Source organism: Pseudomonas sp. LBUM1673 (genome assembly GCF_059695645.1).
Window position 1 is genome coordinate 4,009,428 of sequence record NZ_CP166780.1, and the last position, 16,553, is coordinate 4,025,980.

Sequence of the window (16,553 nt, forward strand, 5' to 3'; positions counted from 1 at the left end):
ACTTGCTCGCGAAAGCGGTGTGTCAGGCGGCTTCAATGTTGAATGTGCCGCCGTCTTCGCGAGCAAGCCCGCTCCCACAGTTGATCTCCATAAGCCTTAAAGCGGTGTCAGGTCAGGGATTTCTGCAGGTGTTCCATGCTCGCACCGATCGCCGTCTGGATATCCGCCAGGCCATGGACGCTGTCGGCGAACGGCTCGAACGACAGGTAGCCGCTGTAGCCGGTAGCGAGCAAGGTTTCGATCTGCGCCGCGTTGCCGAGGATGTCGCCCTCGCCCACCAGCACCCGATGACCGTCGCGGATAGTCGCCAGCGGCGCCTCGGCATCTTCGACACCGGAGATGTGCACCAACCCGGTCAGCTCGGGGAAAAATTCATGTTCACTGGCCAGGTGATGGTGAAAGGTGTCATGCACCAGACGGAACACATCCAGCCCACCGATGGCTTTGATTGCATCGACCGCCGTGCGTTTGCGTCGTAGCGAGCATTCTTCGAAACCCAGCGGTTCGATGAAGCCGAGGATGCCGTGATCACGCAGGATCGGCGCCAGTTCACTCAGCGCCGTGCGCAGCCCGCAAGCACGCTGCGCCTCGGTGCGTGGATCGGCCCGGTCGTTCAACGGGCACATGACCAAACCCTGCGCACCGCAATCCCGGGCATAAGCAGCGAGCTTCACGGCTTGCGCACGGCGTTCGTCATTCCAGACATCGAACGGATACAGCGCGTTGATCGACAGCACGGTAATGCCTTTGGCCGCGCACAGCTCACGCACGTGTTCGGGCGCGGTGCCGTCCTCGATCTCGACGCCCTTGAGGTCGTTGCGGATCTCGATGGCGTCGGCCTTGAGGGTCACCGCCAACTCGATGAACGCGGGCAGGGACAAACGTGGGGCAACCATACGGTTCAAGGCGAAACGCAGGGGTTTGCTCATTATTTTTGTTCTCCGCACAAGTGAATTATTTGGCCGTCGGCATGCTGAATTCAGGGCCCTTGGCAATGCTGTCGGGCCAGCGCTGCATCACGCTTTTATAGCGGCTGTAGAAGCGGATGCCTTCTTCGCCGTAAGCGTGGTGATCACCGAACAGCGAGCGCTTCCAGCCGCCGAACGAGTGCCAGGCCATGGGCACCGGAATCGGTACGTTGATGCCGACCATGCCGACCTTGATGCTGCGTGCAAACGAGCGGGCGATGCCGCCGTCGCTGGTGAAGCAGGACACGCCATTGCCGAACTCATGGGCGTTGATCAGCGCCACGGCGCTGGCGAAATCCGGCACGCGCACGATGCCCAGCACCGGGCCGAAGATCTCTTGCTGGTAGATGCTCATCTCGGTGGTGACATCGTCAAACAGCGTCGCGCCGACGAAGAAGCCATTCTCGGCCCCCGGCACCTTGAAGTTGCGTCCATCGACAATCAGTTGTGCGCCCTGGGCCACGCCTTCGCCGATAAAACCCTCGACTTTGGCCTTGTGCTCAGCCGTCACCAGCGGCCCCATGTCGCTGTCGCCCTGCATGCCGTTGCCGACCTTCAGTTGATCGATGCGCGGCAGCAGTTTGGCAATCAACTGGTCGCCGACATCACCGACGGCCACGGCAATCGAAATCGCCATGCAGCGCTCACCGGCCGAACCATAAGCCGCGCCAATCAGCGCATCTGCCGCTTGATCCAGATCCGCGTCGGGCATGACGATCATGTGGTTCTTCGCCCCGCCCAGCGCCTGTACACGCTTGCCGCGCGAAGTCGCTTGCTGGTGGATGTATTCGGCAATCGGCGTCGAACCGACGAAGGAAATCGCCTCGATGTCCGGGTGTTGCAGCAAGGCGTCGACCGCGGCCTTGTCGCCCTGGACCACGTTGAACACGCCGTCCGGCAATCCGGCTTCGGTCAATAATTTCGCCATCAGCAAACTGGCCGACGGGTCGCGCTCGGACGGTTTGAGGATGAAGCAGTTACCGGTGACCAGCGCGATCGGAATCATCCACAGCGGCACCATCACCGGGAAGTTGAACGGCGTGACTCCAGCGCAAACGCCCAGCGGCTGGCGCAGGTTCCAGTTGTCGATGCCACCGCCGATGTTGTCGCTGAAATCGGTTTTCAGCAGGTTCGGCGCACCGCAGGCGTATTCGACGATCTCGATGCCGCGCGTCACTTCGCCCTTGGCGTCCGAGAAAACCTTGCCGTGTTCGCGGCTGATGATTTCCGCCAGTTCGTTGTGATGGCGATCGAGCAATTCCTTGAACTTGAACATCACCCGCGAACGGCGCAAAGACGATTGCTCGGACCAGGCCGGGAACGCCTTCAGGGCCGAAGCGACGGCGTTGTCCACGGTCTTCTGGCTGGCCAGTCCGACCCGCGCCTGAACGCTGCCGGTGGCCGGATTGAAGACATTGCTGAACCGCTCGCTACCACTGTCCTGCACCTGACCGTCGATGTAATGGCCTATTACCGGGGCGTCGCTCATTGTTCTTGTTCTCCGTTCGGATGTTGGAATTCAGAGATCCAGCAGCCAGCTATGCTGCGGATCGTTATGGAACTGCCAGACGCGTTTCGGCCCGGCCATCACGTTCAGGTAATACGACTCGTAGCCGTAGGGCACGCTGACCGGGTGATAGCCCTTGGGCACGACGACCAGGTCGCTGTTTTCCACGGCCATGGCCTGATCGATGCTGCGATCGTCGGTGTAGACCCGCTGGAACACGAACCCTTGGGGCGGGTTGATCTGGTGGTAGTAGGTTTCTTCGAGAAAGCTCTGGTGCGGTAGATCGTCGGTGTCGTGCTTGTGGGGTGGATAGCTCGACGAGTGCCCGGACGGCGTCCGCACTTCCACCACCAGCAGCGAATGGGCGGGCTCGGTGTCCGGCAGGATGTCGCAGACGTAACGGGTGTTGGCGCCCTTGCCGCGCACGCTGCGTTTCATGCTGTCGGGTTTGATCAGCCGGGGACCGAGGTTTTTGGTGGTCGAACCGGGTGCGGCGCAAACGGCGATTTGCACATCACTCAACGCCACCACTTGCGCCTGACTGCCCGGTGGCAAGTACGCGGCGAACGGGGATTTGTCTTCGAACACCGACTGGCGATCGCCGATGTTGTCCCAATCGAACGCGCCCTGCCCCGGCGCCTCGCCTTTGATGCTGACCCGACCGCTGAGCAGCACCAGGCACAGCTCCTTGTCAGCTGCACCGACCGGCAGGGTTTCGCCAAGGCTCAGGCGGTAGGCGGCAAAGCCGACGTATTCCAGCTCCCCCTGCCCCAATTCGACCATGGTCCGGCCGCGGGCCTTGCTTTTGACCAACAGGCTCATCGTGCAACCCTCTCGTCGAGCAGTGCACGCAAGGTGTCGTAGCCTTTTTTGGCGTAGACGTAACTTGGTGCCACCGCTGGGTCCTGTTCGGCCTCGACCACCAACCAGCCGTGGTAATCAGCGGCCAGCAGCACGTCGAGCAAGGCGCCGAAGTCGATGTCGCCATCGCCGGGCACGGTGAACGTGCCGTTGATGATGCAGTCCGGGAAGCTCCACAGGTTGTTGCGCGCCAGTTGCACCACAGGTTTGCGCACGTCCTTGAAATGCACGTGGCAGATGCGTTCGATGTGTTTGCGCAACACCTGCAACGGTTCACCGCCGCCCATGTAGCAATGGCCCGAATCGAACAGCAGGCCGACTTCGCTGCCGGTCAACGCCATCAGTTTGTCGATGTCAGCCGGGGATTCGACGTAGGCACCCATATGGTGGTGATACGCCAGACGCACGCCTTGGGACAGGGTGAAACGTGCCAGTTCGGTGAGTTTGTCGGCGTATTCCTGCCAGGCCTGCTCGGTGTGAAAACGCGGGCGCTCGACCAGTGGAATGCGCTGGCCTTGAATGGAGTCGGCGACTTCGCCGTACACCAGCACCTTGGCGCCGTTCTTGGCCAGCAGCTCGACATGGCTGCCGATGGCGTCGATTTCCTCGGCCACGGAACGGCGGGCCAGACGGCTGGAGTACCAGCCGGAGACCAGCGCCAGATCGTAAGGCCGCAGCACGTCACCGACGCCTTTGGCATCCTTGGGGAATTTACCGTTGAGTTCGAAACCTTCGTAGCCGATGTCCTTGCCTTCGCCGAGGGCGGTGCTCAACGGCGTCTCGCCACCGAGGGACGGCAAGTCGTCGTTGCTCCAGGAGATCGGGTTGATGCCAATTCGGATAGCGGGCATGGCTGCACCTTTTATTGTTTTTACTAAAATGTTCAACCGATCACCTGTGGCGACGGAGCTTGCTCCCGCTCGGCTGCGAAGCAGTCGCAAACCTGTGAATGCGGTTTACCTGATATACCGGGCCGGTTGATTTGGGACTGCTTCGCAGTCCAGCGGGAGCAAGCTCCCTCGCCACAAAAGCCCGATCAATCAGCTAATTTGTTCAAGCGCGGGCCGTGCGCCAGGCATCGATCAGTTCGACGAAGGTGCCCTGCACCCGGTGGATCAGCGTTTCGTCGTCGATTTCACCGGCCATCCACGCGCGGCTCGGTTCCTGGAAAATCGTCCGGCCCACGGCAAAACCACGGCAGGTCTGGCTCTGGCTGGCCTGCTGAAACCCTTCGGCCAACGCCGCCGCCGGGGCATTCAGGCCCAGCAGCACCACGCCACGGCAATACGGATCGCGCTCTTGAATCAGTGCGTCGAGTTGTTTCCACTCCTCCGCGCTTTGCGCTTCGATCTTCCACCACGCCGGGTAGATGCCCAGGTTGTAGAGGCGTTTGAGGGCGCGATACAGCACGTCCGGATGGGTCGACGGGTGATCCTTGGGCGGAATGATCTCCAGCAGCAGTTCATGACCGCTGACTTGCGACGCCTGATACAAACCCTTGATCTGCGCTTCCTGCTCCAGACGCAGCAGCGGCTCGTCGTCGGGATGGAATTGCACCAGGCATTTGATGATCTGTTCTTGTGGCCAGGCGATCAGGTTGCTGCCAATCGAACGCCCGTGTTCGAACGCCAGTGGCCGCGAACCCTGCACTTCCACCGGCCGTGCCACCCACCAGCCGCGACCGGTGGCGGCGTTCAACGCGTCCTGACCGAAACGTTGATCGGCCAGCAAGCCGACATTGGCGTCGACGCCCTGCTCACGCAAATCCGCTTCGACCCGCTCCACGGCTTTGATAAAGAGTTGTTTGAGTTCACCAATGCTGTTCAGGTCGCGGCCACCCTTGTGCGCCAGTTCCACCAGTTGCCCGCGATGGTCGAAGGCAAAGATGAACAACTGCTTCCACTGTTTGCGCGGCACGCTGACCTGATGCAAACGCTGCAACACTACGTCCTGATCCGGCCGGGTGATGGGCACCGGGCTGTTGAACAGGTAATCGAGTTCGGCGCGGGTTGGCATGGCTGGGGCACAGGCGTGGCGCGACACCACCAGACCACCGCAGGCATTGGCCAACTGGCAGCAGCGCTCGTCGCTCGCATCCTCCAGCCAACCACTGAGGAAACCCGACATGAAGGCATCGCCGGCCCCCAGCACATTCAACACTTCTACCCGAACGCCGGGATAAATGGCGCCGTCTTCGAGACGTTCCGGGATCACCCCGTGAATCACCGTGCAGCCTTGCGGGCCGAGCTTGACCACCAGGGTGGCCGCACTCAGGCGCCGGACATTGCGCAGGGCGGTGAGCAAATCCTCGGAGCCGCCGGCGATCAGAAACTCCTCTTCAGTGCCAACGATGAGGTCGAAACGCGGGAGGATTTTCTGCACGTGCTGGCTGACGTTCTGGTCGGCGACGAAACGGGTTTCGCCATCAGCCTTGCCCGCCAGGCCCCAGAGTACCGGGCGGTAGTCGATGTCCAGCACCCGTTTGACGTTGTGCTTCTCGGCGTAGTCCAGCGCCTGGATGCTCGCCTTGTAGACACCGTCGCTGGAGAAATGGGTGCCGGTGATCAGCAAGGCTTTACTGGAGGCAATAAAGGCTTCGCTGATGTCTTCGGCGCGCAACGCCATGTCGGCGCAGTTTTCGCGGTAGAAGACCAAAGGAAAGGTTTCGCGATCCTTGAGACCCAGCAGGACCATGGCGGTCAGGCGTTCCGGATCGACCTTGATGCCGCTGACCTCGCAGCCTTCACGGGCCAGGGATTCAACGAGGAAGCGACCCATGTGGTCGTCCCCTACCCGGCTCAGCATCGCCGACTTCAGACCCAGCCGAGCGGTGCCGAAGGCGATGTTGGCGGACGAACCGCCGAGGTATTTGGCGAAGCTTGAAACATCCTCCAGCCGCGCCCCGACTTGCTGCGCATAGAGGTCGACGCCAAGGCGCCCCAGGCAAATCAGATCCAATTGACGCCCACTGGCAAAACGAGTCTGGCCCATGCTGGCTCCTGTTATTTTTATCAGCCTGCGTTCGGGGCGACGAAGGCGCCGAACACTCTTGGTGGATGCAGACTAAAACGACCGAGGCCGAACAATCAATAATTATTCTAAATATTTTTTACATGGAATATTTTTTCCAATAAACTTTGGCGCAAGCGTTCCAGACACATGCATCGTTTCAGCAAACCCCATTGCGGCCGCAAGCTCAAGATTTTATTCCGGCCGACCCTGTAGACTGCGCACAGCCAACCTAGTGTCAGGGGATGACGCGACCTGTCATCTCTATAAGAACAAGCCAGAAGGATTTCTTATGTCCCGCACCGATCAGCCGGCTACGCCCGAGAGCACGCCCGACAGCGATCTCGCCAGCCCCCCGATCAATGCCGAGCGTCTGCTGCAGCTGATCACCAACGAATACGAAAGCCTGCCGCGCCAGCTCAAACGCATCGCCAGCTACATGAGCCAGCAGAGTGACCGGATCATGGTCGACCGCATCAGCGACATCGCCCGCGAATGCGAAGTGCACCCGTCGGCCATCGTGCGGTTTTCCCAGCGTTTCGGCTTCAGCGGTTTCAGCGAAATGCAGGCGTTGTTCCGCGAGGCCTACACCCACAAGACCACGCCGGTGCAGAACTACCAGCAGCGCATCCGCAGCATGATCGCCAACAAGTCCCAAAAGGCCAGCGGCGGCGATCTGGCGCGCGAATGCATCAACGCAACCCTGTCGGGTATCGAACGGTTGGGGCTGGAACTCGATGACCAGGCCTTCGACAAGGCCGTGGACCTGGTGGTGAATGCCGACAACATCTACGTGGTCGGGGTGCGCCGCTCGTTCGCGGTGGCCGATTACCTGGTCTACAACCTGCAACACACCAACAAGCGCATCCACCTGGTGTCGGGCCTCGGCGGCAGTTACCGCGAGCAGATGCGCAGCGTGCGCGCCAATGACCTGGTGATCGCCATCAGCTTCACGCCCTACGGCAAGGAAACCCAGCACTGCCTGCGCATCGCCCAGCACCATCAGGCGAAAACCCTGATCATCACCGACAGCAACCTCTCGCCGTTGGCCAAACGCGCCAATACCGTGCTGCTGGTCAACGAGGGCAGCTCGTTTGCCTTCCGCTCGTTGAGTGCGACCTTGTGCCTGTGCCAGGCGCTGTTTATCGCCGTGGCTTATCGGCTGGAATTGAAGGTCGATGAGATTCATGAGCAGGTAGGCTTTGAGGATTAGACTTCGAGGATTAGCGCGAGACCGTTTGCAGGTCGCTGAACCTCAGCTAAGGTTGTCCGTCCCCCAAGGACCGTCTGCAGGAGAGGCTCAATGAAACTGATCGGCATGCTGGATTCGCCCTACGTGCGGCGCGTCGCCATTTCCGCCAAATGCCTGGGCATACCGCTGGAGCACGAGTCGGTTTCGGTATTCAGGACCTTCGAGCAGTTCCAGCAGATCAACCCGGTGGTGAAGGCACCGACCCTGGTGCTCGATGACGGCGAAGTGTTGATGGATTCGACGCTGATCATCGACTACCTGGAGGCCCTGGCCGCGCCGGGTAAAAGCCTGATATCCAACGATCTGGATCAACGATTGAGCTCATTGCGACTGATCGGCCTGGCATTGGCGGCGTGCGAGAAGTCGGTGCAGCTTTACTACGAACGCAATCTGCGACCAGCGGAGATTCAGTACACGCCTTGGGTGGAACGGGTCGAAGGGCAATTGGCGGCGGCGTATTCGGCGCTGGAGCGGGAACTGGAAAAACAGCCGCTGAAGACCGACGGTTCGATCGCGCAAGACGGGATTACCCTGGCAGTGGCCTGGAGCTTTACCAACCTGGTGGTGCCGGATCAGGTGGGTGCCGTGCGGTTCCCACGGATCAACGCGTTCACGGCGTATGCCGAAGGGCTTGAGGTGTTTGTTGGTACACCGATCAACTAGGCAGCACGCAGTAAGCTGAAACACCACAAATCCCTGTGGGGGCGGGCTTGTGTGGCGAGGGAGCTTGCTCCCGCTCGACTGCGCAGCAGTCGCAAAGCTTTGGGGCCGCTTCGCGCCCCAGCGGGAGCAAGCTCCCTCGCCACACAAGCCCGCTCCCACAGGTTCCGCACTGGGCTAGCTTCCCCATCACAGGAACTTGCGCCCGATTGTGAGAGCGATCTGGCTAATTACTGCTTGGCCAACTCCATAATCATCCGCGACAACAGATAAATCCGCGGTGCCACGCTCTCAACCTCGGCATATTCCTCCGGCGTATGGATGTTCCCGCCGACAATCCCGAACCCGTCCAGCGTCGGCGTGCCAACACCGGCCGAGAGACTGGCATCCGCCGCCCCGCCGCTGCCTTCTTCCGTCAACTTGCGGCCGATTTCGCCGTAAATCCCCTGGGCCATGGCCATCAAGCGATCCGACTCCGCCGTTTGCGGCATCGGCGGCAAGCCGCGCTTGAGGGTGGTGGTGACTTCGGTTTCGGGAATCAGCTTGTCCTTGGAAACCCGCGCCAGATCCTGCTCGATCCGATCGAATTCTTCCGGCACCGCTGCGCGCACGTCAGCCTTGGCGGTGGCCTGATCCGGGATCACGTTGGTGCGGTCCCCGGCCTTAAGCACCGTGAAGTTGATGGTGGTTTTCTTCTGCGCATCGCCCAGTTTGCCGAGTTGCAAAATCTGGTGCGCGGCCTCCATCGCGGCGTTGCGCCCCAACTCCGGAGCGACGCCTGCGTGAGCCGCCTTGCCTTTGACCTCGACCACGGCGGTGGCGCTGCCTTTGCGCCACACCACCAGGCCATCCGCCGGGCGGCCCGGTTCGAGGTTGAGGGTCACGTCGTGGGCCTTGGCGGTTTTTTTGATCAGGTCGGTGGCGACGTCCGAGCCGGTTTCTTCGCTGGCGTCGAGCAGGAAGGTGATCTGCGCGTAGTCCTTGAAGTCGAGGTTCTTCAGGACTTGCAGCGCGTAGATCCCGGCGACGATACCGCCCTTGTCATCCATCACGCCCGGCCCGTAAGCGCGGCCGTCCTTGATGTGGAACGGGCGCTCAGCGGCCGAGCCTTCCTTGAACACGGTGTCCATGTGCGCCATCAGCAGGATTTTCGCCTTGCCGGTGCCTTTGAGCGTGGCCAGCACATGGTTGCTCTTGTCCGGGGTGTTGGGCACGAGTTCGATGGTGGCACCGAGTTTCTTCAACTCTGCGATGGCGATGTCACTCACCTGGGTCAGGCCTGGTTCATAACCGGAGCCGGAGTCGATGTTTACCAGCCGTTCCAGCAATTTCAGGGCTTCGCCCTTGTACTGTTCGGCATCGGCGAGGACTTGTTTGTGGGGTTCGGCAAAGGCTGCGGGGGTGAAGGCGCCGAGGGCGAGGGTCAGGCCGAGGCTGGTGGCCAAGAGGGAGCGAGAGCGCTTGAACGTCATGAATCGATCCTTGTTTCGTGTCGGGGGTCGAAAATACCCTACCTGACTACGACGCAAGGCTCTACACCGGATGCGACATACACAAACCCGATTGACCACATATCCCCTGTGGGAGCGGGCTTATGTGGCGAGGGGGCTTGCCCCCGTTGGGGAGCGAAGCACCCCTAAAACCAGTCACCACGATCTTGAATTAGACCGCGGTGACTGGTTTTACGACTGCTTCGCAGTCGAACGGGGGCAAGCCCCCTCGCCACATAAACCCGCTCCCACAGGGGATTTGGGGTGATCGGTCAGACCGAATCGAGCAACGCTTTATGCGGTTTACCATCGCTGTGGCAGATGACGCGGTTGCGGCCGGTGGTCTTGGCTTCGTAGAGCGCCTGGTCGGCGTCGTTGAGCCACAGGGTCGCGTCGTCGTGAGCCGGGTTGAAGGCCGCCAGGCCGATGCTCAAACTGACTTTCAACGCCGGGTTCTGCTCGTAGCCCAGCGTGGCGAAACGATCACGCAGCGCATCCATCGCCACGGCGGCGCGATCCAGCGGCAGGTCCGGCAGCAGCACGCAGAATTCGTCGCCGCCGTAGCGCCCGGCGACATCGGCTGCCCGCAGGTTCTGCTTGAGCATTTTGCTCAGCTGACGCAGGACGATGTCCCCGGCGACATGGCCGTAAGTGTCGTTGATGACTTTAAAATGGTCGATGTCGATCAGCGCGATCGCCCCACCCTGCTGCTGGCGTTGGCAACGCTGAAATTCGATTTCCAGTTGATCTTTCCAGGCGCCGTGGTTCAGCAGGCCGGTCAGGCTATCGGTGCGGCTCAGGGCCAGCAACTCGCGCTTGTGCCGGCCAAGGGTGTGGGCCTGACGGAAACAGATCCAGCCCAGGCTCATCGGATAAATCGACAGCAAAGGCAAACAGGCGTACAGCTGAAGCGGATTGGTCTGCGGGACAAAAGCCGGCATGAACACCAGCAGCCCGAGGCCTATCCCGAGTATCTGCGCGACGGCGCCCACCAACAGAAAACGCAAACCGCCGATGGCCACGTTGTGCATCGCCATCATCGACAGCGTTGCCGCGCTGGGCAGCGGATTGAACTGCATGGCGGCCACCCAGAAACCGCCGAGAAACGCGTCCACCAAGATGTTGCGATGTTCGGCGTGGAAAGGAACGTTCGCCCGACGCGCCCATTGATAAGCCACATGCGGCCAGAGCAGCCCGTTGATCAGCATCACCACCCAGACCCATGGCGCCGGGTCGAGAGGATACATCCCTGCGCCGACGCACAATAATCCAAGGGCCAGCCCCAGGATTCGCGACCCATAAAGCCTCCTGGCCAGTGAAAGTCCCTTTCCTCCCTTTTTTTCCATAGCGGCCTCTGTACCACTGAACGGAGCCAGACAACACACGGGATTGAAAGTGTGTTTGAAGTCTATCAGGGCAACGGCAAATAGCCATCACCGGTTGGCGGTCTGAATTACCAGGCATCGCCATGAGGCGAGTGCCCAATGTTTGTCTATACATGAAGGGAGGGATCGATAAACAACGATGGGGAGGTCCATGCAGAGTCCTGCCGACCACATTCTGTCCTGATCACTGCAAGGAATCGCCTGATGCTTTTGTTGGTTGTCGTTATCGCAGTCTTCGTGGCCTGGAGCTGGTTGAGTTACCCGGCCATCGGTTACTGGCTCTATGACTTGAACATGGCGCTGGAGGCCCGGCTGTATCGGCTGCACAAGATCGTCGTGCCGATCGCCGAAATGACCGTCTCGACCTGGCAAGGCGGGCCTTACGAAGCCTCCAGCAGTGTGCTGATGCTGCACGGCTGCAGCGCCGACAAGAACATCTGGCTGCGCTTTGCCCGGCATTTTGTCGACGACTACCGGGTGATCATCCCCGACCTCGCCGGCCATGGCGAAACCGGCTTCAAGGCTGGCGGCGGTTATGACATTCCGGTCCAGGCCAAACGGTTGATCCAGTTGCTCGATGTCTGCGGGGTCGAGAAGGTGCATGTGATCGGCAACTCCATGGGCGGTTACATCGCGGCGTGGCTGGCAGCCACTTACCCGGAGCGCATTATCTCGCTGGCGCTGCTCGACCCGGCCGGCGTCACCGCCCCGGAGCTCAGCGACATGGAGCGGCACCTGGCCCGCGGCCACAACCCGTTTTTGATTCATTCCCGGGAAGAATTCCAGTATTTCTACGCCATGACTATGGCCTCGCCGCCGTGGGTGCCGGGGATCGTGCTGGACGCCGTCGCCCAGCGTTATGAACAGCAGCGCGACGAGCTGGAAGAAATTTTCAGGGACTTTCACGCCAGCCCGCCGATGGAGCCGAAACTGCCCGACATCAAGTGCCCGGCGTTGCTCCTGTGGGGGCGCAAGGACCGCTTGATCGACGTCAGTAGCGTGCCAGTCTGGAGCAAGGGCATCGCCGATCTGCAGGTGGAAATCTGGGACGGTGTCGGTCATATGCCGATGGTTGAGCAACCGGCCAACACGGCGCAGTTGTACCGGGAGTTTTTGGAGACACATCGCCCGTAGCAGCTGCCGAGCCTGCGAGGCTGCGTTCGGCTGCTCAGCAGTCGTGAATCCGGCTGATGCGGTTTGCCTGATGCACCGCAGGTTCTGGCTTGACGACTGCTTCGCAGCCGAACGCAGCCTCGGCAGCTGCTACAGGGATGTTCGGGGTGATGTTCGCGATTCATACGAGGCGCGATGATGAACATTCTTTACGACGAACGCATCGACGGTGTGCTGCCGAACGTAGACAAGGCGGCGCTGCTCAAGGCCTTGCAACAGGAGGTGCCGGACCTGGACATCCTCTGGCGCGAGGAAGAGCTCAAACCCTACGAGTGCGACGGTCTCTCGGCCTATCGCACCACGCCAATGCTGGTGGCCCTGCCCCGGCACCTGCAACAGGTGCAGGCGCTGCTCAGGCTCTGCCATGCCCGGAATGTGCCGGTGGTGGCGCGCGGGGCCGGCACCGGGTTGTCCGGTGGTGCACTGCCGCTGGACAAAGGCGTGCTGCTGGTGATGGTGCGGTTCAACAGCATCCTGCACATCGACCCCGCCGCCCGCACCGCACGGGTCCAGCCGGGGGTGCGTAACCTGGCGATATCCCAGGCGGCGGCGCCCTTCGGTTTGTATTACGCGCCGGACCCGTCCTCGCAAATTGCCTGTTCCATCGGCGGCAACGTCGCGGAAAACGCCGGCGGCGTGCATTGCCTCAAGTACGGCCTGACCGTGCACAACCTGCTGAAACTCGAAGTGCTGACCCTCGAGGGCGAACACCTGACCCTCGGCGCCGATTCGCTGGACGCGCCGGGGTTCGACTTGCTGGCGCTGTTCACCGGTTCCGAAGGCTTGTTGGGGATCATCACCGAAGTCACGGTCAAACTGTTGCCCAAACCCCAGGTCGCCAAAGTTTTGCTGGCCAGCTTCGATTCGGTGGAAAAAGCCGGCCGCGCGGTGGCCGAAATCATTGCCGCCGGGATCATCCCGGGAGGCCTTGAGATGATGGACAACCTGGCGATCCGCGCCGCCGAGGATTTTATCCATGCCGGTTACCCGGTGGACGCCGAGGCGATCCTGCTCTGCGAACTGGACGGTGTCGAAGCCGATGTCCATGACGACTGCGAACGAGTCCGCGAGGTGTTGCAACAGGCCGGCGCCAGCGAGGTACGCCAGGCGCGGGACGAAGCCGAACGCGTGCGGTTCTGGGCCGGGCGCAAGAACGCCTTCCCGGCAATCGGCCGCCTCTCGCCGGATTACTACTGTATGGACGGCACCATCCCCCGCCGCGAACTGCCTGGTGTGCTTAAGGGCATCGCCAGCCTGGCGCAAGAATACGGCTTGCGCGTGGCCAACGTGTTCCATGCCGGCGACGGCAACATGCACCCACTGATCCTGTTCGACGCCAACCAGCCCGGCGAACTGGAACAGGCCGAAGCCCTCGGCGGCAAGATCCTTGAACTGTGCGTGAAAGTCGGCGGTAGCATCACCGGCGAACATGGCGTCGGCCGGGAGAAAATCAATCAGATGTGCGCGCAGTTCAACAGTGACGAGTTGACCCTGTTTCACGCCGTCAAAGCCGCGTTCGACCCAAAGGGTCTGCTCAACCCTGGCAAGAACATCCCGACCCTGCACCGCTGCGCGGAATTCGGCGCGATGCACATCCACGCCGGGCAACTGCCGTTTCCTGAGCTGGAGCGTTTCTGATGCCGGACTTCGATGCCAGTGAAGCTCTGCTTGAGCAGGTCAAACAGGCGCGGGAGAACGCCACGCCACTGCGCATTCAGGGAGGCAACACCAAGGCGTTTCTCGGCCGGGAAGTGGCCGGAGAAATACTCGACATCCGCGCCCATCGCGGCATCGTCAGCTACGACCCGACGGAGCTGGTGATCAGCGTTCGCGCCGGGACGCCGTTGAGCGAACTGTTTGCCGCACTGGATGCGGCGGGGCAAATGCTGCCCTGCGAGCCACCGTCATTCGGCGAAGGCGCCACCGTCGGCGGGATGATCGCGGCGGGGCTGTCCGGACCGCGGCGCCCGTGGTCCGGCTCGGTACGGGATTTTGTCCTGGGGACGCGGGTGATCAGCGGCCTCGGCACCCATCTGCGCTTTGGCGGCGAAGTGATGAAAAACGTCGCCGGCTACGACCTCTCACGCCTGATGGTGGGCAGTTATGGCTGCCTCGGCGTGCTGACCGAAGTCTCGCTCAAGGTGCTGCCCAAACCCCGGCAATGCTTGAGCATCAGCCTGGACATCGACTGCGCCCGCGCCTTGGCCAATCTGGCGCAATGGGGCCAGCAACCTTTGCCCATCAGCGCCGCCAGCCACGATGGCCAACGTCTGTATCTGCGGCTGGAAGGCGGTGAAGGTTCGGTGGCGGCTGCCCATCAACGGCTCGGCGGCAAACCGCTGGACTCCGGTTACTGGGCCGACCTGAACGAACAACGACTAGACTTTTTCAATGAGGGCTTGCCGCTGTGGCGCTTGTCATTGCCCAACAACCTCGGGCCTCTGGACTTGCCCGGCGAGCAACTGATCGACTGGGGCGGCGCACAACGCTGGCTGAAATCCGCGGCCGACAACATTCAGTCGCGGGCCCTTGAACTCGGCGGCCACGCCACCTGTTTCAGCCATGGCGTCAGCGACACGCCTTTCCAGCCGCTGGCCCCGGCACTGCTGCGCTATCACCGGCAACTCAAGGCGCAACTGGACCCGCAAAGGCTGTTCAACCCCGGCCGGATGTACGCGGAGCTTTAGGGGGCGCTCTCCATTAGTTTCCCCGCCGCGTTGTCGCCTTAAAGCGGGCCAGGCAAGGCGCAGGCCGCTGTGGGAATGGTTGTTCCCTTTCCAAGGCCTGCAACGCAGTCTGGCCCGCTTTAAGGCACAACCCGAAGGGCCGGGCCTGCTGTTGTGCAGGGCTGCGTTGCTCGAAGCTTATTTGGAATGACCAAACCACGCTCCTCGCGCCTTGCCCTGCACAACAGCAGACCCGGCGCGGCGGGGAAACTAATGGAGAGCGCCCCCTATGCAAACCAACCTCAGTGAACAGTCTCGGCAACTGCCCCGCGCCGAAGAAGCGGACAAGATTCTGCGCACCTGCGTGCATTGCGGGTTCTGCAACGCCACGTGCCCGACTTACCAACTGCTGGGCGACGAACTGGACGGGCCGCGCGGGCGCATCTACCTGATCAAGCAAGTGCTCGAAGGCGCCCCCGCCACGGCCAAAGCCCAATTGCACCTGGATCGCTGCCTGACGTGCCGCAACTGCGAAACCACCTGCCCGTCCGGGGTTGATTATCACAACTTGCTGGATATTGGCCGCGCCGTGATCGATCAAGCGGTGCCGCGCCCGGCCAGTCAGCGGCTGTTGCGTCAAGGACTGCGGGCACTGGCGCCGAACCCGAACCTGTTCAAGATCTTGCTGCAAATCGGCGCCACCTTCCGGCCGTTGCTGCCACGGGGCGTTGAGGCGAAGTTGCCCCACGACCTCCCCGCCACCGGCGAGCGCCCTGCCCCTCGGCATGCGCGTCGGGTGTTGATGCTCGAGGGCTGCGTGCAGCCCGGTCTGTCGCCCAACACCAATGCCGCAACCGCGCGGGTGCTGGATCGGCTGGGGATCAGCGTGATCCCGGCACCCGAAGCCGGCTGCTGCGGCGCGCTGGACTATCACCTCGATGCCCAGGCCATGGGCCTCAATCGCGCCCGACGCAACATCGACACCTGGTGGCCACATCTGGAAAACGGCGCCGAAGCCATCGTGCAAACCGCCAGCGGTTGCGGCGCCTTCATCAAGGATTACGGGCATCTGCTGGAGCGCGATCCGGTCTATGCGGCCAAAGCCCAGCGGGTCAGCGAATTGGCCCTGGACCTGGTGCAAGTGTTGGCCGATGAACCTTTGGAACGGGTCTGCGCCGCCACCGACCGACGGATCGCCTTCCATTGCCCCTGCACCTTGCAGCACGCACAGAAACTTGGCGGCGCGGTAGAAACCGTACTGACCCGATTAGGCTTCAACCTCACGGCAGTGCCCGACAGTCATTTGTGTTGCGGATCGGCCGGCACCTACTCGATCACCCAACCGGAACTGGCGCGGCAACTGCGCGACAACAAACTCAACGCCCTGGAAAGCGGCCACCCCGAGGTCATCGCCACCGCCAACATCGGCTGCCAGAGCCACCTCAACAGCGTCGGACGAACGCCGGTCAGGCACTGGATCGAACTGGTCGACCAAGTGCTGCAATAACCGAACACCCCTGCGTTACTAGAACAGTCCTTGGCAGAATGAAGTTCGTCAGAAACTTCGTTTGTCGGCGCCGCC

General features: G+C 61.7%; 13 protein-coding genes. 6 read left to right on the forward strand and 7 right to left on the reverse strand.

Annotated features, from left to right (window positions below):
- Positions 1 to 107 precede the first annotated feature (107 nt).
- From ACA044_RS18450 to ACA044_RS18470, 5 genes are all read right to left on the reverse strand, one after another.
- The gene (locus ACA044_RS18450) at positions 108 to 929 is read right to left on the reverse strand and encodes a TIM barrel protein (protein ID WP_497442677.1); all 822 of its coding nucleotides are present in this window, start codon (positions 927 to 929) and stop codon (positions 108 to 110) included.
- A gap of 25 nt (positions 930 to 954) precedes the next feature.
- Positions 955 to 2,457 carry a CoA-acylating methylmalonate-semialdehyde dehydrogenase gene (locus ACA044_RS18455; RefSeq protein WP_497442678.1) on the reverse strand — a complete coding sequence of 501 codons (1,503 nt, stop codon included), beginning with the start codon at positions 2,455 to 2,457 and terminating at the stop codon, positions 955 to 957.
- 30 nt (positions 2,458 to 2,487) lie between these two features.
- Positions 2,488 to 3,297, reverse strand: a complete 810-nt coding sequence (iolB, locus tag ACA044_RS18460) for a 5-deoxy-glucuronate isomerase (protein WP_497442679.1) — start codon at positions 3,295 to 3,297, stop codon at positions 2,488 to 2,490.
- Positions 3,294 to 4,187: a myo-inosose-2 dehydratase gene (iolE, locus tag ACA044_RS18465; protein ID WP_497442680.1), complete on the reverse strand. Its 894-nt coding sequence runs from the start codon at positions 4,185 to 4,187 to the stop codon at positions 3,294 to 3,296. The genes iolB and iolE overlap by 4 nt, the downstream gene beginning before the upstream one ends.
- Before the next feature lie 202 nt (positions 4,188 to 4,389).
- On the reverse strand, positions 4,390 to 6,327 hold the full coding sequence (locus ACA044_RS18470) for a bifunctional 5-dehydro-2-deoxygluconokinase/5-dehydro-2-deoxyphosphogluconate aldolase (RefSeq protein ID WP_497442681.1): 1,938 nt from the start codon (positions 6,325 to 6,327) through the stop codon (positions 4,390 to 4,392).
- 310 nt (positions 6,328 to 6,637) lie between these two features.
- On the opposite strand from ACA044_RS18470, the gene ACA044_RS18475 reads away from it, so the two are divergent.
- Positions 6,638 to 7,558 (forward strand): MurR/RpiR family transcriptional regulator, encoded by a 921-nt coding sequence (locus tag ACA044_RS18475; RefSeq protein WP_497442682.1) that lies wholly within the window; start codon positions 6,638 to 6,640, stop codon positions 7,556 to 7,558.
- A 90-nt stretch (positions 7,559 to 7,648) separates the two neighbouring features.
- Complete coding sequence (locus tag ACA044_RS18480) at positions 7,649 to 8,260, forward strand: glutathione S-transferase (protein WP_497442683.1); 612 nt, start codon at positions 7,649 to 7,651, stop codon at positions 8,258 to 8,260.
- A 227-nt stretch (positions 8,261 to 8,487) separates the two neighbouring features.
- On the opposite strand, the gene ACA044_RS18485 is transcribed toward ACA044_RS18480, so the two are convergent.
- Together ACA044_RS18485 and ACA044_RS18490 are read right to left on the reverse strand one after the other, a co-directional pair.
- On the reverse strand, positions 8,488 to 9,729 hold the full coding sequence (locus ACA044_RS18485) for a M20/M25/M40 family metallo-hydrolase (RefSeq protein WP_497442684.1): 1,242 nt from the start codon (positions 9,727 to 9,729) through the stop codon (positions 8,488 to 8,490).
- Positions 9,730 to 10,019: 290 nt separating this feature from the next.
- The gene (locus ACA044_RS18490) at positions 10,020 to 11,093 is read right to left on the reverse strand and encodes a diguanylate cyclase (protein ID WP_497442685.1); all 1,074 of its coding nucleotides are present in this window, start codon (positions 11,091 to 11,093) and stop codon (positions 10,020 to 10,022) included.
- Between the two features lie 243 nt (positions 11,094 to 11,336).
- Here ACA044_RS18490 and ACA044_RS18495 point away from each other — a divergent pair, with 243 nt between their 5' ends.
- The 4 genes from ACA044_RS18495 to glcF all read left to right on the forward strand — a co-directional run bounded on the left by ACA044_RS18495 (position 11,337) and on the right by glcF (position 16,478).
- Positions 11,337 to 12,266 carry an alpha/beta fold hydrolase gene (locus tag ACA044_RS18495; RefSeq protein WP_497442686.1) on the forward strand — a complete coding sequence of 310 codons (930 nt, stop codon included), beginning with the start codon at positions 11,337 to 11,339 and terminating at the stop codon, positions 12,264 to 12,266.
- A 177-nt stretch (positions 12,267 to 12,443) separates the two neighbouring features.
- On the forward strand, positions 12,444 to 13,943 hold the full coding sequence (gene glcD, locus ACA044_RS18500; RefSeq protein WP_497447259.1) for a glycolate oxidase subunit GlcD: 1,500 nt from the start codon (positions 12,444 to 12,446) through the stop codon (positions 13,941 to 13,943).
- A complete protein-coding gene (gene glcE / locus ACA044_RS18505; RefSeq protein ID WP_497442687.1) occupies positions 13,943 to 14,992 on the forward strand; it encodes a glycolate oxidase subunit GlcE in 1,050 nt (349 codons plus the stop codon). Before glcD ends, glcE begins: the two co-directional genes overlap by 1 nt.
- Before the next feature lie 268 nt (positions 14,993 to 15,260).
- Positions 15,261 to 16,478 (forward strand): glycolate oxidase subunit GlcF, encoded by a 1,218-nt coding sequence (gene glcF, locus ACA044_RS18510; protein ID WP_497442688.1) that lies wholly within the window; start codon positions 15,261 to 15,263, stop codon positions 16,476 to 16,478.
- Positions 16,479 to 16,553 lie beyond the last annotated feature (75 nt).

Bases quoted from the DNA above. Each gene is read 5' to 3' on its own strand.
- iolE (WP_497442680.1), bottom strand. From the start codon at position 4,187: ATGCCCGCTATCCGAATTGGCATCAACCCGATCTCCTGGAGCAACGAC.
- glcE (WP_497442687.1), top strand. From the start codon at position 13,943: ATGCCGGACTTCGATGCCAGTGAAGCTCTGCTTGAGCAGGTCAAACAG.
- ACA044_RS18475 (WP_497442682.1), top strand. From the start codon at position 6,638: ATGTCCCGCACCGATCAGCCGGCTACGCCCGAGAGCACGCCCGACAGC.
- ACA044_RS18470 (WP_497442681.1), bottom strand. From the start codon at position 6,327: ATGGGCCAGACTCGTTTTGCCAGTGGGCGTCAATTGGATCTGATTTGC.
- ACA044_RS18485 (WP_497442684.1), bottom strand. From the start codon at position 9,729: ATGACGTTCAAGCGCTCTCGCTCCCTCTTGGCCACCAGCCTCGGCCTG.
- glcF (WP_497442688.1), top strand. From the start codon at position 15,261: ATGCAAACCAACCTCAGTGAACAGTCTCGGCAACTGCCCCGCGCCGAA.
- glcD (WP_497447259.1), top strand. From the start codon at position 12,444: ATGAACATTCTTTACGACGAACGCATCGACGGTGTGCTGCCGAACGTA.
- ACA044_RS18490 (WP_497442685.1), bottom strand. From the start codon at position 11,093: ATGGAAAAAAAGGGAGGAAAGGGACTTTCACTGGCCAGGAGGCTTTAT.
- iolB (WP_497442679.1), bottom strand. From the start codon at position 3,297: ATGAGCCTGTTGGTCAAAAGCAAGGCCCGCGGCCGGACCATGGTCGAA.
- ACA044_RS18495 (WP_497442686.1), top strand. From the start codon at position 11,337: ATGCTTTTGTTGGTTGTCGTTATCGCAGTCTTCGTGGCCTGGAGCTGG.
- ACA044_RS18450 (WP_497442677.1), bottom strand. From the start codon at position 929: ATGAGCAAACCCCTGCGTTTCGCCTTGAACCGTATGGTTGCCCCACGT.
- ACA044_RS18455 (WP_497442678.1), bottom strand. From the start codon at position 2,457: ATGAGCGACGCCCCGGTAATAGGCCATTACATCGACGGTCAGGTGCAG.
- ACA044_RS18480 (WP_497442683.1), top strand. From the start codon at position 7,649: ATGAAACTGATCGGCATGCTGGATTCGCCCTACGTGCGGCGCGTCGCC.